The organism is Paenirhizobium naphthalenivorans (genome assembly GCF_007992095.1).
GTDB classification, from domain to species: domain Bacteria; phylum Pseudomonadota; class Alphaproteobacteria; order Rhizobiales; family Rhizobiaceae; genus Allorhizobium; species Allorhizobium naphthalenivorans.
Genome location: NZ_BJZP01000043.1, coordinates 1 through 14,278, shown reverse-complemented (window position 1 = coordinate 14,278; position 14,278 = coordinate 1). Strand labels below are relative to the sequence as shown.

Below are 14,278 nucleotides of genomic sequence, written 5' to 3'. Positions count from 1 at the left end.
GGAGAATGGTGTCGGGCAATCGCTCATCCCAACGTTGCCGCGCGCGTGGCATAAGGATGAGAAGGACCGCGCGTCAGTTCTTCGCCCTGGTTCCCCTCTGGTCGCCACGGCGGCTGGAGGAGGCGAGAAAGACGCGGGCCCAGTCGTGATCCTGTCTACGCGAACGTCACGAATTAACGGCTAGCGATGCGTGGGGTCGTTGGGGCTACGTTCGCTTTCGCGGTCATTGCTCCTCGATAAGTGCTCGTCGGGCCGGCAGCGTAGCACTGGACAACGTGGTTTGTCGGCCGCCGGTACGCTTATTCGTGCGGTTATTTCTCCACCCCGGCAAAAGCGCTGGCTCGCGACATAGGTGTCATAAAGCATGGTGCCACTCAGCCGGATCGACGGATAGGTCAGGATAACCTTTCCCTGTTGCCGAATAGTCGCCTGAACGCGGTCGCAGGTCATGCGGGTGGATGTGTATTTTGGCAGGGCATGGACCGATGTGGCGAAGATCAGCATCGGTATGGCAAGAAACAAGGCTCTCATGATGGTACCCTCTTCGAAAAGATTGCGGTCCTCAAGGCTTGTCTGCTTGTTGTCGGGCAAGCTTGTCCCACATAATCAAGACGCAGCAGTATATACTATCTAAGTAAAAACTAAAGTACGAGGGGCATCCGATGGCAACGAACCACGATCACTATGATCCCGCCTATCTCTCTGGCATCCTGCGGGAAGCGAAGACGATTGCTGTAGTCGGTGCCTCTCCGAATCCCGCACGCCCGAGTTTTGGCGTCATGCGCTTCCTCCTCTCCAAGGGATATCACGTCATCCCGGTCAATCCCGGGCAGGCGGGCAAGGAGATCCTCGGTCAGACCGTCTTTGCTACTTTGGGCGATATTCCCGACCCGATCGATATGGTCGACGTATTCCGTGCGTCTGAATACCTTCACGAAGTTGTCGACGAAGCTATCGCGCTCGAGCCGCGCCCCAAGACGATCTGGTCGCAACTCTCCGTGCGCGACGATTTCGCCGCCAAGCAGGCCGAGGCCGCTGGCATCAACGTCGTCATGGACCGTTGCCCCGCAATCGAGATACCGCGCCTCGGACTTTAGCCGACTTCAGGCGGGCTTCAGCCAAGCTGGAAATCAGGGTTGGCGCGCAGCGCGTTGAGTTCTTCCGCGTTGCCGCAGTAGTGCACGAAGGCCTCGCCCGCCGCACCCGTGCCCAGATCCTTGCGACATTCGCCCTTGGAGGCGCAATGCGCGCAGGTGATCTGCATGTCACGGAACTGGTTGCGCAACCGCAATTCGACCTCGACCGGATCGATATTAAGCGTCTTCATCATCTGGATCATTTCATCGGCGGCATGTGGCCCAGCCTTCGCCAGTTCGATCAACTGATCGGGCGAAATACCGCAATCATGCGCGATGCTGCGGATCGTGCCCTCATCAAGCGCAGCGATCATGTCCGCCTCGGCGCTGCTTTCCCAGCCTTTGGAAAACCAGTCGAGTACGCGCAGAAGAACAGTGCGTGTCGAATCATGGGCGACGGTGTGCATGAAAACCTCCAGTTGTCGCTTTTATAATGGTTCCCTACCTGCCGAGGCTGCATTGATCTCGATCAACATCAGGTTTCCTGGTGTCTTTCGGCGGCCGCAAGAAACCGGCTGACATAGCCGCGTAAGCCGCTATTATTGCCCCAACAAATTTAATTGGAGGCGATAAATGTCCAAGAACAATCCGGGTTTTGCCACGTTGTCAGTTCACGCTGGCGCTCAGCCGGATCCCGCGACGGGCGCGCGCGTCACGCCGATCTATCAGACGACGGCCTATGTCTTTAACGACGCCGATCACGCTGCCGCTCTGTTCGGTCTGAAGCAGTTCGGCAATATCTATACCCGCATAATGAACCCGACCCAGGCTGTGCTGGAAGAGCGCGTCGCCGCGCTTGAAGGCGGCACGGCCGCGCTTGCCGTCGCCTCCGGCCATGCCGCGCAGATGCTGGTCTTCCATTCCCTGATGCAGCCGGGCGATAACTTCGTCGCGGCCAAGAAGCTCTATGGCGGTTCGATCAATCAGTTCGGCCATGCCTTCAAGAACTTCGGTTGGCAGGTGCGCTGGGCCGATCCGGCCGATCCATTCAGCTTTGCCGAGCAGATCGATGACCGAACCCGGGCGATCTTTATCGAGAGCCTCGCCAATCCGGGCGGCACCTTCGTCGACATCGCGGCGATTGCCGACGTCGCCAAGCAATATGGCCTGCCGTTGATCGTCGACAACACCATGGCGAGCCCCTATCTGATCCGGCCGCTTGAACATGGCGCGGATATCGTCGTTCATTCGGCCACCAAATTTCTCGGCGGCCACGGTAATTCCATGGGCGGGATCATCGTCGACGGTGGCACCTTCGACTGGTCCGCGTCCGACAAGTTCCCGATGTTGTCGGAGCCACGGCCGGAATACTCCGGCCTGGTCCTGCACCAAGCCTTCGGCAATTTCGCCTTCGCCATCGCCTGCCGCGTTCTCGGCCTGCGCGACCTCGGCCCGGCGATCGCGCCGATGAATGCCTTCCTGCTGCTAACCGGTATCGAGACCCTGCCGCTTCGCATGCAGCGCCATTGTGACAACGCGCTGAAGGTGGCCACCTGGCTGAAGCAGCACCCGAAGGTTGCCTGGGTAAACTATTCCGGCCTCGACAGTGACCCGAACCACGCGTTGCAGAAGCGTTATTCGCCCAAGGGCGCAGGTGCCGTCTTCACCTTTGGCGTGAAAGGGGGGTATGCGGCCGGAAAGGCGCTGGTCGAAGGATTGCAGCTCTTCTCGCATCTGGCCAATATCGGCGATACCCGTTCGCTGGTTATTCACCCGGCCTCCACCACTCATGCCCAGCTGACGGAGGCTCAGCAGATTGCGGCCGGTGCCGGCCCCGACGTCGTTCGCCTGTCAATCGGCATCGAGGACCCTGAAGACATCATCGGCGATCTTGAGCAGTCACTCGCCAAGGTCTGATCGCAAGGTTGTGCGGGCGCCATTGCCGATGGCAGTGGCGCCAAGGAGTTCACATGTCGAATTTTCGCAGTCTCGATCCGGCAACCGTCGAGCCGGAGGAGGAGGCACCGGCCGCCGATCGGCTGATCTCCGGCGATCCGCGCTTCACTACCTGGAATCTCGAGGAGGCGCCGGGCGGCATATATGCCGGTATCTGGCAGTCGACGCCGGGCAAGTGGCGGATCTCCTACGATGAGTGGGAGTACTTCCATATGCTGGAAGGCCATTCGATCGTCACAGAGGACGGCGGAGAGCCGATTCACCTGAAGGCCGGCGATCGACTGATCCTGCGGCCGGGCTTCAAGGGAACCTGGGAAGTCGTTGAAACGACTCGCAAGGACTATGTGATCCGGCTCTAGGCTGTTTGGCCGGCAGGCGCCTTCGCCGCCGGGTGTTCCGCTTGCGACCGAAGAACGTTCCTTGCTGCCGGAGGGGGCCGGTCTGGCTGGCTACCCGATGGAAAACACGTGGCGACTGGCGGCGTCATGCCGTTGTGGAAAGGCTCAGGCTTTCAAACGAGGTCGAGGTGCGTGAGCCGCCGGAGTTACGAGGTGGCCAAAAGGGCGGTGGCAACACTTGCCTCGCGCTCTCAGCGCCCGGAGCCGAGGCGCGTCCTGACATGGGTTACGACAGCACTGCCTGCAGCAGCGGCGCGGCGAAGACGTTGACAAGGCCGACAAAGACCATCACCAGCCCGGCGATTGAGCCCTCCTCCCGGCCGATCTGCTGGGCCTTGGCAACGCCTGCGCCATGGGCGCCCATACCGAATAGCGCACCGCGGGCGAGCGCTGAGCGCAGCGGCAGGACCCTCAGCAAAAGTTCACCGAGAACGGCGCCAGAAACTCCGGTGATGACGACGAAGACTGCGGTGAGGTCTGGAACGCCGCCGATGTGCTCGGAGATTGTCATGGCGAACGGCGTGCTGATCGAGCGGGGTAGCAGGCTGAGCCGCAATGATCCATTGAGGCTGAGCAGGCTTGCGAGCGCCCAGGCCGACGCCATGGCAGTGACACTGCCCACGACAACGCCGAAGGCAAGAACCGGCCAGTAGCGGCGTATCGTCCGGCGCTCTTCGTATATCGGAACGGCGAATGCAACGGTCGCCGGGCCAAGCAGGAGAACAAGCCAGTGGGTGGCATGGATATACTGCGCGTAGCTAGCATGCAGTGCCAGAGCCGTGAAAATGAGTGCGATCGGCGTCAGCAGCAGTGGCGAGGTGACTGGCGTCGGAAAGCGACGATAGACTGTCTTTGCGAACGCGTAGAAGCCGATTGTCAGTGCCGACCAGAAGGCCATCAGCAAGAGCGGTTCAACCATGCGCATGAGAACCTCCCTCCAACCGTAGCATCAGGCGGTAGCCGAAGTCGACCGCAAGTGCCGTGGCACCCATGACGATAATCGTGCCAGCCAGGATGACGCCAAGAACCTTCAGGCCGAGAAGGCCGAGCAACTCCTGGTGGTCGAGGACCGCGAGGACGGCCGGGACGAAGAACAGCAGCATTTCCGCCAGGAACCATTGGGAGCCCCTGCGCATGCTGAGCGGATGGAGTTTTCCGCTCCCAAGCAATGCCAGAACAATCAGCATGCCGGCAACACCACCCGGAATCGGCAGTGCAAGCGCACGCACCACGCCTTCGCCGGCAATCCAGAACAGCGTCAGCGCGGCGATCTGCGCGAAGCGGCTCGAATGCAGGTGGCGACGAAGAATGACGGCGGCGCGATGAGTGCTCATGGCAAGTTCCTTTGCTGAAGGCGAATATAGGGATGTGCCTCCCATGAGCAAAGTGAATTGAATTCATCTTGGTTATTCTCTAATGGAATATCCATGGAGTTGCGCACGCTGAGAGTCTTCGTCGAAGTGGTCCGCCAGGGAGGTTTCTCCCAGGCGGCGCACACGGTCTTCATCACCCAGTCGGCAGTCAGCAAGGCTGTGCGCCAACTTGAGGTCGAACTGGGGCTGGAACTGATCGACCGCTCCTCGCAGCGCATCCGGCTGACCGATGCCGGCGAGGTGGTGTTTGGCCGGGCGCAAACCATGCTGGCGCAGCGCGCCGACCTTCTTGCCGAACTGGAGGAGATGAAGGGCCTGAAGCGCGGCGCGCTTCGCATCGGCATGCCGCCGATCGGCAGCGACATTCTGTTCGCGCCGCTGTTTGCCATCTATCGCAGCCGCTATCCCGACATAGAGATCAAGCTCGTCGAGCATGGCAGCCGGCGCCTGGAGGAAATGGTGCAGTCGGGTGAGGTGGAGCTCGGCGCTTCGCTGCTGCCCTTCGCGGAGGTGTTCGACTGGCAGGACGTTACCAGCGAACCGGTCGATGTGCTGATCCGCGATGACCACCCGCTTGCCGACAGTGCGTCGGTCAGCCTGCGGCAACTCGCCGACATCCCCTTCGTGTTGTTCGACGCAGGTTTCGCCCTCAATCCGATCATTCTCGATGCGTGCAGGTCGGTCGGCGTTGAGCCGACCGTGACGGCGCGCAGCAGCCAGATCAGTTTCATTGTCGAACTGGTGGGCGCTGGAGTGGGGATTGGTTTTCTTCCGAGGCGGATCGCCGAGCATCGCATACGGCCCGGCGTTCGCCAAATTCCGGTGACGGACACCGGCATGGTCTGGCACATGGCCTGGATATGGCGGCGCGGCGGCTATCTGTCCTTCGCCGCCAAGGCCTGGCTGGAACTTGCCGCAGAACAGGGATGAATCAAATCCACATCTTTCGCAGCCAGCCTATTGAAAAGGCTTGTGACTTTACCACCCTTGGCCTGTGCGGAGAGGCCCTCACCAGGCGAGGTCGAGCCGCTCCAGTCCATGGAAGTGATAGACATCCTTGACCGCGGGCGTTCGGGCGATCTTCAGTCCTGGAAGTCGCCGGAACAGCAGCGGCAGGACGATGTTAAGCTCGAGCCGGGCGAGCGGCGCGCCGATGCAGAAGTGTATGCCGGCGCCGAAGGAGAGATTCGGCGCTTCGTTCCGCTCCGGCTTGAAGGTCAATGGGTTGGGGTATTTCGACGGATCGAGGTTCGCCGCCGCGAGGATCATGCCGACCTTGTCGCCGCGCTTGAAGGCGACGCCGTCAATCTCGGCAGGCTCTAGGCAATAGCGGTCGAAGATATGCACTGGTGCGCAAATGCGCAGGGTTTCCTCGACGGTCCGTGCGGTCGCCTGCTCGTCTCCAAACATTGCGCCAGTATCCAGGCCGCTTTCCAGGATGATCCGGACGGAATTGCCGATCTGGTGGACGGTCGCCTCGTGGCCGGCATTGAGCAGCACGATGGTCGTCGAGATCAACTCGTCCTCGGTGAGATATTGGCCCTTGTGTTCGGTATGGATCATGTGACTGAGCAGGTCGTCACGCGGACTGGAGCGACGCTCGGCGATCATGCCACGCACATAGTCGGAAAATTCCTTGGCGGAGCGGTCGGCGGCCTCCTCGTCGACCCGGCTTCGCTTGAACATGTACATGCCGACATAGTCGTGGGACCATCTCAGCAGCTGCGGCCCCATTTCGTCGGGAATGCCGATCATCCGCGCGATCATCGTCACCGGAATGATATCGGCAAAGGAGGAGAGAAGCTCAACCTTGCGATCCGCCTCGAAGCCGTCAATCAGCCGGTTCGCCAGCTCCTCGATCTCGGGCTTCATCTTCTCGACATGACGGGAGACGAAAGCGCGGTTGACGAGCGTGCGCAGACGCGTGTGATCCGGCGGCTCGAGCTCCAGCAGGGAATGCGCCTCGGCGGCGTCGAAATGTCGGGTGTGCGGGTGAGGTTCCGGCATGCCGAGTTCCTCGCGCGTCGCGACATGCAGGATCTGTCGGCCGAAGCGACGGTCGCGCAAGAGCGCGTTGACGTGGTCATAACCGGTAAGGAACCATTGCCTCTGCTCTTCCCAGTAGAAAGTCGGGCAGTGCGCGTGCAGGGCGGCATAGGCACGGTTGGGGTCGTTGTAAAAGGCAGGGTCGCGGGCGTCGAGGCTGACGTGGCGCAAGCCCTTGTCGATGGTGAGGTAGGGAGGAATTGTCATGGGGATGCTCTATCGAATCCAGAACCGTTCTGGAAGGCCATCTACGGCTTGGCAACACCTGTCTGCGGCACGGCTTTCGCCATAAGTCGCTTGAGCGCTGCCACTTGGCGATCTGTCTGTTCATCGGTCGCCTCCGGGCCTGTGACCGGGACCGTGAGGACCCTTTCCCCGCTGAGCACCGTCGTACGGTTGCGCCCGCGCGCCTTGGCCTTGTAGAGGGCTCGGTCAGCGTTGCTCATTAACTGGTCGAGATTGGCGTCTCTGGCCGGCGCTATGGCAATACCGATGCTGACGGTCGCGCCGATAACCTTGTTGCCGGCTTCAATAGCCTTGGCGGCAAGCGACTGGCGAATCGCTTCTGCGAGCAACGCCGCATCCTTCAGCTCGCCGACGCGCGCCAAGACCATGAATTCCTCGCCGCCCGTGCGGCCGAATATTCCGCCCTTTGGCATCAGGTTCCGGCAGAGCTCGGCAAAGGTCAGGAGCACGGTGTCTCCGGCCTGGTGGCCGTGCGCGTCATTGATTCGCTTGAAGTGATCAAGGTCGAACAGCAGCAGGGCAAGGCATGGTGCGCCGATGGCCGATGGCCCTGCCAGTCGTTCGAAACCTTCCTGTAGGCCACGCCGGTTGAGCGCGCCGGTCAGCGGATCGGTCCGGATCAGCTGCCGCAATCGTTCCTCGGAACGATCGATGACGATCCGCGCGCCGATCAGGATAGCGCTTAGGGAGCTGAACAGATTTATGCAGATCGCGGCCGCGGCATAGGGGGCAGTCTGGATGCTCGAGGGCATGGTGATAATGCTCGCGAATGCCACCAGCAGGCTGAAGACCGCCTGGAGTGCGCATATGGCCGCAAGCTGTCGCCTATAACGCGGTTTGGAAAACTGATGGTGAGCTGCGGCCGCCGCCAGCGAGATCTGTCCACAGGCCGACGCGCAGTAATAGACCGCGATTCGGTAAGCGATTTCATCGCGAATGCCCGGTATGAGCATGCCCCCGATCCAAATCAGAAGCGGGATCGCAGCCCATGCCATGAAGGGCGCGCGCCCTGGATGTACCAAGCCGCCAGCCCAGAAAATGAAGCTCGAGAGCGCGACGGCATTGGCAAACTCAATGGAAAGAAAGTCGGGGACCTCACCTCGCAAACCGATGAGCGCAACGCCGGTGCCGTGGGCAAGAAAACCAAACGCCCACATTGCGAAATGCCGTTGGGTCCGATCTTGGAGCCAGATGGCCGTCAGCAGGGTGGCAAGCGTCGCGGCTTCCATCGCCCACAGGAGGAGTGCGGTCTTGATATCAAGCACGGTTCGGCCTTGCACGTGGTCGGAGAACGTGTCGCAAGATGGGGCACAGGACTTAACGAGTCCTTACCTGGTCGCGACTATGCGCAGTTTCACACAAGCTTGGTCGTATTTATTAGCAATTGGTTTACCATCGGTCGTGGAATAGCTGTGGCGGCTATGCGCAGTAGAATAGGCGGGCAAGCCACAAGCGTTTAAGGCTCTCATTCGACGCCTGGGCAATTAAGGATAACCGAGCCGCGAGTCTTGAATGTCTGGGTGCTGACACTCTATGTAGGGATTGACAGGTATTATTTGATTCCCGCCGCGCATCGAGTGTTTGGGGATAAGGCTGATAAAGGACGGACATGAGAAATCCAGTTGATACCGCCATGGCCCTGGTGCCGATGGTCGTGGAGCAGACAAACCGCGGCGAGCGCTCCTATGACATCTTTTCCCGGCTCCTGAAGGAACGCATCATTTTCCTGACCGGTCCGGTCGAAGATACGATGGCGTCGCTGGTCTGCGCGCAGCTTCTGTTCCTCGAAGCCGAGAACCCGAAGAAGGAAATCGCCCTCTATATCAATTCGCCGGGTGGTGTGGTTACCGCCGGCATGGCGATTTATGACACCATGCAATTCATCCGTCCGGCCGTGTCGACGCTTTGCGTCGGTCAGGCCGCGTCGATGGGTTCGCTGCTGCTGGCGGCCGGCGAGAAGGGCATGCGCTTCGCCACGCCGAACGCCCGCATCATGGTTCATCAGCCCTCGGGTGGTTTCCAGGGGCAGGCATCTGACATTGAGCGCCACGCACGCGACATCATCAAGATGAAGCGCCGGCTGAACGAGGTCTATGTCAAACATACGGGCCGCAGTCTCGAGGAAGTTGAACAGACGCTCGATCGCGACCATTTCATGGAAGCCGGCGAGGCTCAGGAATGGGGTCTGATCGACAAGGTGCTGTCTTCGCGCCAGGAAAGTGAAGGCGTGCCCGCCGCATAAGGTGCGCCCGGCACGTTCGGCGTGGTTCAGTCGCATTGAACCGGTTGTGAGTGTGCAAGGGGTGTCAACCGGCGCGGAAAGCGCTATTAGTACCTATTAAGGCTATGTTGTGGTTTTATGACTTAGCCTGACGATTTGAAGGGGTTTTCGTTGCCGCCGATCCGCAAACTGGTTTGTATGGATCGGTAAGTACCCCCAAGTCGGACAAGGCGCCGGGCGTGCGTGCATGGCCGGGGCCGGGCGGTGAGAGTGATCGCCCTCCGCTGGCCGGAGGAGCGGCGTGCTGGAAGGATAAAGACATGAGCAAGGTCAGCGGAAGCAACGGCGGTGACTCCAAGAATACCCTTTATTGCTCCTTCTGCGGCAAGAGCCAGCATGAGGTCCGCAAGCTGATTGCCGGACCGACGGTGTTCATCTGTGATGAATGCGTCGAATTGTGTATGGATATCATCCGCGAAGAGAACAAGTCTTCGATGGTAAAGTCCCGCGACGGCGTTCCGACGCCCCAGGACATCATCAAGATCCTCGACGAATATGTGATCGGCCAGAAGCAGGCGAAGAAGGTTCTTTCGGTCGCGGTGCACAATCACTACAAGCGCCTGTCGCATGCCTCCAAGGGCGGCGACGTGGAGCTGGCGAAGTCGAACATCATGCTCGTCGGCCCGACCGGCTGCGGCAAGACCTATCTCGCCCAGACGCTCGCCCGCATCATCGATGTGCCGTTCACCATGGCCGATGCGACAACGCTGACTGAAGCGGGTTATGTCGGTGAGGACGTTGAAAACATCATCCTCAAGCTGCTCCAGGCCGCCGACTACAACGTCGAACGTGCGCAGCGTGGCATCGTCTACATCGACGAAGTCGACAAGATCAGCCGCAAGTCGGACAATCCCTCGATTACCCGCGACGTGTCGGGCGAGGGTGTTCAGCAGGCGCTTCTGAAGATCATGGAAGGCACGGTCGCTTCCGTTCCGCCGCAGGGCGGTCGCAAGCACCCGCAGCAGGAATTCCTCCAGGTCGACACGACCAACATCCTGTTCATCTGCGGCGGCGCCTTTGCCGGTCTCGACAAGATCATCTCGGCCCGTGGCGAAAAGACCTCCATCGGCTTTGGTGCCAAGGTTCGTGCGGAAGACGATCGTCGTGTCGGCGAAGTGCTGCGTGAACTGGAGCCGGAAGATCTGGTGAAGTTCGGCCTTATTCCGGAATTCATCGGTCGTCTGCCGGTCCTGGCGACGCTTGAGGATCTTGACGAGGATGCGCTGATCCAGATCCTGTCCGAACCGAAGAATGCGCTGGTCAAGCAGTACCAACGTCTGTTCGAGATGGAAGATGTCGAGCTGACCTTCCACGAGGACGCACTGCGCGAGATTGCCCGCAAGGCAATCACCCGCAAGACCGGTGCCCGTGGCCTGCGCTCGATCATGGAAAAGATCCTGCTCGACACCATGTTCGAACTGCCGGAACTGGAAGGTGTGCGCGAGGTCGTTATTTCGGAGGATGTGGTGCGCGAATCGTCGCGGCCGCTTTACATCTATGCTGATCGCCAGGAAGAGAAGGCCAACGCCTCCGCCTGACAAATGGTTTGATTTGCTTGGAAAAGCCCGCCGTACCGGCGGGCTTTTTGCGTAGATACGGCACCGCAGCCAAAAATGCCGGGCAAGCCTTAGAATTTGTTGGTCCATGGTTTTCTGAGGCACACGCTTGAGCTACAAGGCTTGAGTGCTTCGCCGCGAAAATGCAGGGTCTCCGGGGGTGGGCGTCAGACGCTCAGATCCGCACTGGTCGCGCAAGCTTAGTTTTGTAGCGTTGTGTCGTCGTCTGTAACGCAGCTGTCATATTTGCGGATAGCCGCCATGTGTCAGGCTTGAATTCACTGCCGCGGAACTCCATTTGTTTGAGCAGCAAGAGTTGTGCCAGTTGCCTTCGGGGACTGGCGCCAGGTTCCGGCCCAGGCCGGAACGTCGGAAAGGAATGAGAATGTCGAAAACGTCTGCAGCAAACGAAGGCAATGTCTATCCGGTATTGCCCCTGCGCGACATCGTGGTTTTCCCCCACATGATCGTGCCTCTGTTCGTCGGGCGCGAAAAGTCTATCCGCGCTCTGGAAGAGGTGATGGGCTCCGACAAGCAGATCGTGCTGGCGACCCAGATCAATGCCGGCGACGATGACCCGGCACCGGACGCCATCTATGAAGTCGGCACGATTGCCAATGTCCTTCAGCTGTTGAAGCTGCCGGATGGGACCGTCAAGGTGCTGATCGAAGGACGCGCGCGCGCCAAGATCGAGGCCTACACGGGCCGCGAGGAATTCTATGAGGCAAGCGCCAGCGTGCTTGCCGAACCGGAGGAAGATCCGGTCGAGGTCGAGGCGCTCAGCCGCTCGGTGGTCTCGGAGTTCGAGAACTATGTGAAGCTGAACAAGAAGATCTCTCCGGAAGTCGTCGGCGCGGCCAGCCAGATCGAGGACTATTCGAAGCTTGCGGATACCGTTGCCTCGCATCTTTCCATCAAGATCACCGAAAAGCAGGAGATGCTTGAGACGGTGAGCGTGAAGACGCGTCTGGAGAAGGCGCTCGGCTTCATGGAGGGTGAGATCTCGGTCCTTCAGGTCGAGAAGCGTATCCGCTCGCGCGTCAAGCGCCAGATGGAGAAGACACAGCGCGAGTATTACCTGAACGAGCAGATGAAGGCGATCCAGAAGGAGCTCGGCGACGGCGAAGACGGCCGTGACGAGATGGCCGAGCTGGAAGAGCGCATCGCCAAAACCAAGCTTTCCAAGGAAGCGAAGGAAAAGGCCGATGCCGAGCTGAAGAAGCTCCGTCATATGAGCCCGATGTCGGCGGAAGCCACTGTCGTGCGCAACTATCTCGACTGGCTGCTCGGCCTGCCCTGGGGCAAGAAATCCAAGGTCAAGGTTGATCTGAATGCCGCCGAGAAGATCCTCGACGAGGACCATTTTGGCCTCGACAAGGTCAAGGAGCGCATCGTTGAGTATCTCGCCGTTCAGTCGCGTGCGAACAAGCTCAAGGGGCCGATCCTGTGCCTCGTCGGCCCTCCGGGCGTCGGCAAGACTTCGCTCGCCCGCTCGATCGCCAAGGCGACCGGTCGCGAATACATTCGTATGGCGCTCGGTGGCGTGCGTGACGAGGCCGAGATCCGCGGTCACCGTCGCACTTACATCGGCTCCATGCCCGGCAAGGTCATCCAGTCGATGAAGAAGGCGAAGAAGGGCAACCCGCTGTTCCTGCTCGACGAGATCGACAAGCTTGGCCAGGATTATCGCGGCGATCCGTCGTCGGCATTGCTCGAGGTGCTGGATCCGGAACAGAACTCGACCTTCATGGACCATTACCTGGAAGTCGAGTACGACCTGTCGAACGTGATGTTCATCACCACGGCGAACACGCTCAACATTCCGGGCCCGCTGATGGACCGTATGGAGATCATCCGGATCGCCGGCTATACCGAAGAGGAAAAGGTCGAAATCGCCAAGCGGCACTTGCTGCCGAAGGCGATCAAGGATCACGCGCTTCGGCCGGAGGAATTCTCCGTGTCGGATGACGCCCTCAAGGCGATCGTCCAGCAGTACACGCGTGAGGCGGGTGTTCGCTCGTTCGAGCGCGAACTGATGAAGCTTGCTCGAAAGGCGGTCACCGAAATCCTCAAGGGCAAGGTGACATCGGTCGCGGTCACTGCGCAGAACATCTCTGACTATCTCGGCGTGCCGCGCTACCGTCACGGTGAGGCCGAGGGCGAGGATCAGGTCGGTATCGTCACAGGTCTGGCCTGGACCGAGGTTGGTGGTGAACTGCTGACGATCGAAGGCGTGATGATGCCGGGCAAGGGCCGCATGACGGTCACCGGCAATCTGCGGGACGTGATGAAGGAGTCGATCTCGGCTGCCGCATCCTATGTCCGCTCGCGCGCCGTTGATTTCGGCATCGAGCCGCCGCGCTTCGACAAGTCGGACATCCATGTGCACGTTCCGGAAGGGGCAACCCCGAAGGACGGTCCGTCGGCCGGCGTTGCCATGGCAACGGCCATCGTCTCGATCATGACCGGCATTCCGGTCAACAAGGACGTGGCAATGACGGGCGAGATCACGCTTCGTGGTCGCGTCCTGCCGATTGGCGGCCTGAAGGAAAAGCTGCTTGCTGCACTGCGTGGTGGCATCAAGAAAGTTCTGATCCCGGAAGAGAACGCCAAGGATCTGGCCGACATTCCGGACAACGTGAAGAACAACCTTGAGATCGTTCCGGTGTCGCGCATGGGTGAGGTTATCCGGCATGCGCTGGTTCGCGTGCCTGAACCGATTGAATGGGACGGAACGGTCGAAACGCCGGCCATCGGCACCGTAGAAGGTGTTGATGAGACCGGCGCGGCGATCGCTCATTGAGGCCTTTTTGCCTCAGTCTTGCCATATTGAAACACTGACGACAAAAAGGCTGGCAAATTCGCCAGCCTTTTTTGTGCAAACTCCCCGAAAACGCTTGTTTTGCGGGCCATTGCGGTGCTTTTGAGTTGCCTAGGGCAGATGCTTACGTATTCTCCGCCCGACTTATCCATTTGAGTCGTTTCATACCAATCAGAAAGGGTGGAAACATGAACAAGAACGAACTCGTATCCGCGGTCGCCGAGAAGGCTGGCCTTACCAAGGCCGATGCAGCCTCCGCCGTTGACGCCGTTTTCGAAACGGTTCAGGCCGAGCTGAAGAACGGCGGCGATATTCGCCTCGCTGGCTTCGGTGCCTTCACCGTCGGTCGCCGCGAAGCCTCCAAGGGCCGCAACCCGTCCACCGGCGCTGAAGTTGACATCCCGGCTCGCAACGTTCCGAAGTTCACGGCCGGCAAGGGCCTGAAGGACGCCGTCAACAGCTAATCAGCTGGAGCTCTCCGTGTGACGGAAAGACAAGAATGCTTAAGAGCCCGGCCATGCCGGG

14 protein-coding genes are annotated in these 14,278 nt (G+C 60.1%); 8 read left to right on the top strand and 6 right to left on the bottom strand.

Annotated features, from left to right (window positions below; genetic code table 11):
* Positions 1 to 180 precede the first annotated feature (180 nt).
* Positions 181 to 531, bottom strand: coding sequence for a hypothetical protein (locus tag RNA01_RS22010; protein WP_147182270.1), 351 nt, complete (start codon positions 529 to 531; stop codon positions 181 to 183).
* Positions 532 to 662: 131 nt separating this feature from the next.
* Between RNA01_RS22010 and RNA01_RS22005 the strand changes: the two genes are divergently transcribed.
* Entirely contained in the window at positions 663 to 1,097 is a 435-nt protein-coding gene (locus tag RNA01_RS22005) for a CoA-binding protein (RefSeq protein ID WP_147182269.1), read from the top strand.
* 17 nt (positions 1,098 to 1,114) lie between these two features.
* Here the strand turns inward: RNA01_RS22005 and RNA01_RS22000 are convergent, their stop codons facing one another.
* Entirely contained in the window at positions 1,115 to 1,543 is a 429-nt protein-coding gene (locus RNA01_RS22000) for a DUF6455 family protein (protein WP_147182268.1), read from the bottom strand.
* A 166-nt stretch (positions 1,544 to 1,709) separates the two neighbouring features.
* Between RNA01_RS22000 and RNA01_RS21995 the strand changes: the two genes are divergently transcribed.
* Both RNA01_RS21995 and RNA01_RS21990 read left to right on the top strand, forming a co-directional pair.
* Positions 1,710 to 2,993 (top strand): O-acetylhomoserine aminocarboxypropyltransferase, encoded by a 1,284-nt coding sequence (locus RNA01_RS21995; RefSeq protein WP_147182267.1) that lies wholly within the window; start codon positions 1,710 to 1,712, stop codon positions 2,991 to 2,993.
* Between the two features lie 53 nt (positions 2,994 to 3,046).
* Positions 3,047 to 3,391 (top strand): cupin domain-containing protein, encoded by a 345-nt coding sequence (locus RNA01_RS21990; RefSeq protein WP_147182266.1) that lies wholly within the window; start codon positions 3,047 to 3,049, stop codon positions 3,389 to 3,391.
* 265 nt (positions 3,392 to 3,656) lie between these two features.
* Here RNA01_RS21990 and RNA01_RS21985 read toward each other — a convergent pair whose 3' ends face one another.
* Positions 3,657 to 4,355 carry an LrgB family protein gene (locus RNA01_RS21985; protein WP_147182265.1) on the bottom strand — a complete coding sequence of 233 codons (699 nt, stop codon included), beginning with the start codon at positions 4,353 to 4,355 and terminating at the stop codon, positions 3,657 to 3,659.
* On the bottom strand, positions 4,342 to 4,764 hold the full coding sequence (locus RNA01_RS21980; protein ID WP_147182264.1) for a CidA/LrgA family protein: 423 nt from the start codon (positions 4,762 to 4,764) through the stop codon (positions 4,342 to 4,344). Before RNA01_RS21980 ends, RNA01_RS21985 begins: the two co-directional genes overlap by 14 nt.
* Before the next feature lie 93 nt (positions 4,765 to 4,857).
* Here RNA01_RS21980 and RNA01_RS21975 point away from each other — a divergent pair, with 93 nt between their 5' ends.
* The gene (locus RNA01_RS21975; protein ID WP_147182263.1) at positions 4,858 to 5,733 is read left to right on the top strand and encodes a LysR family transcriptional regulator; all 876 of its coding nucleotides are present in this window, start codon (positions 4,858 to 4,860) and stop codon (positions 5,731 to 5,733) included.
* A 78-nt stretch (positions 5,734 to 5,811) separates the two neighbouring features.
* On the opposite strand, the gene RNA01_RS21970 is transcribed toward RNA01_RS21975, so the two are convergent.
* Positions 5,812 to 7,056, bottom strand: coding sequence for a cytochrome P450 (locus RNA01_RS21970; protein ID WP_147182262.1), 1,245 nt, complete (start codon positions 7,054 to 7,056; stop codon positions 5,812 to 5,814).
* A 41-nt stretch (positions 7,057 to 7,097) separates the two neighbouring features.
* Positions 7,098 to 8,360: a GGDEF domain-containing protein gene (locus RNA01_RS21965; protein ID WP_147182261.1), complete on the bottom strand. Its 1,263-nt coding sequence runs from the start codon at positions 8,358 to 8,360 to the stop codon at positions 7,098 to 7,100.
* 344 nt (positions 8,361 to 8,704) lie between these two features.
* Here RNA01_RS21965 and clpP point away from each other — a divergent pair, with 344 nt between their 5' ends.
* The 4 genes from clpP (at position 8,705) to hupB (ending at position 14,217) form a co-directional block, all read left to right on the top strand.
* Positions 8,705 to 9,337, top strand: a complete 633-nt coding sequence (gene clpP, locus RNA01_RS21960; RefSeq protein WP_147182260.1) for an ATP-dependent Clp endopeptidase proteolytic subunit ClpP — start codon at positions 8,705 to 8,707, stop codon at positions 9,335 to 9,337.
* Positions 9,338 to 9,636: 299 nt separating this feature from the next.
* Positions 9,637 to 10,914, top strand: coding sequence for an ATP-dependent Clp protease ATP-binding subunit ClpX (clpX, locus tag RNA01_RS21955; RefSeq protein ID WP_147182259.1), 1,278 nt, complete (start codon positions 9,637 to 9,639; stop codon positions 10,912 to 10,914).
* A 403-nt stretch (positions 10,915 to 11,317) separates the two neighbouring features.
* Complete coding sequence (lon, locus tag RNA01_RS21950) at positions 11,318 to 13,735, top strand: endopeptidase La (RefSeq protein WP_147182258.1); 2,418 nt, start codon at positions 11,318 to 11,320, stop codon at positions 13,733 to 13,735.
* Between the two features lie 206 nt (positions 13,736 to 13,941).
* Positions 13,942 to 14,217, top strand: a complete 276-nt coding sequence (hupB, locus tag RNA01_RS21945) for a DNA-binding protein HupB (RefSeq protein WP_147182257.1) — start codon at positions 13,942 to 13,944, stop codon at positions 14,215 to 14,217.
* The last annotated feature ends 61 nt before the right edge of the window (positions 14,218 to 14,278 follow it).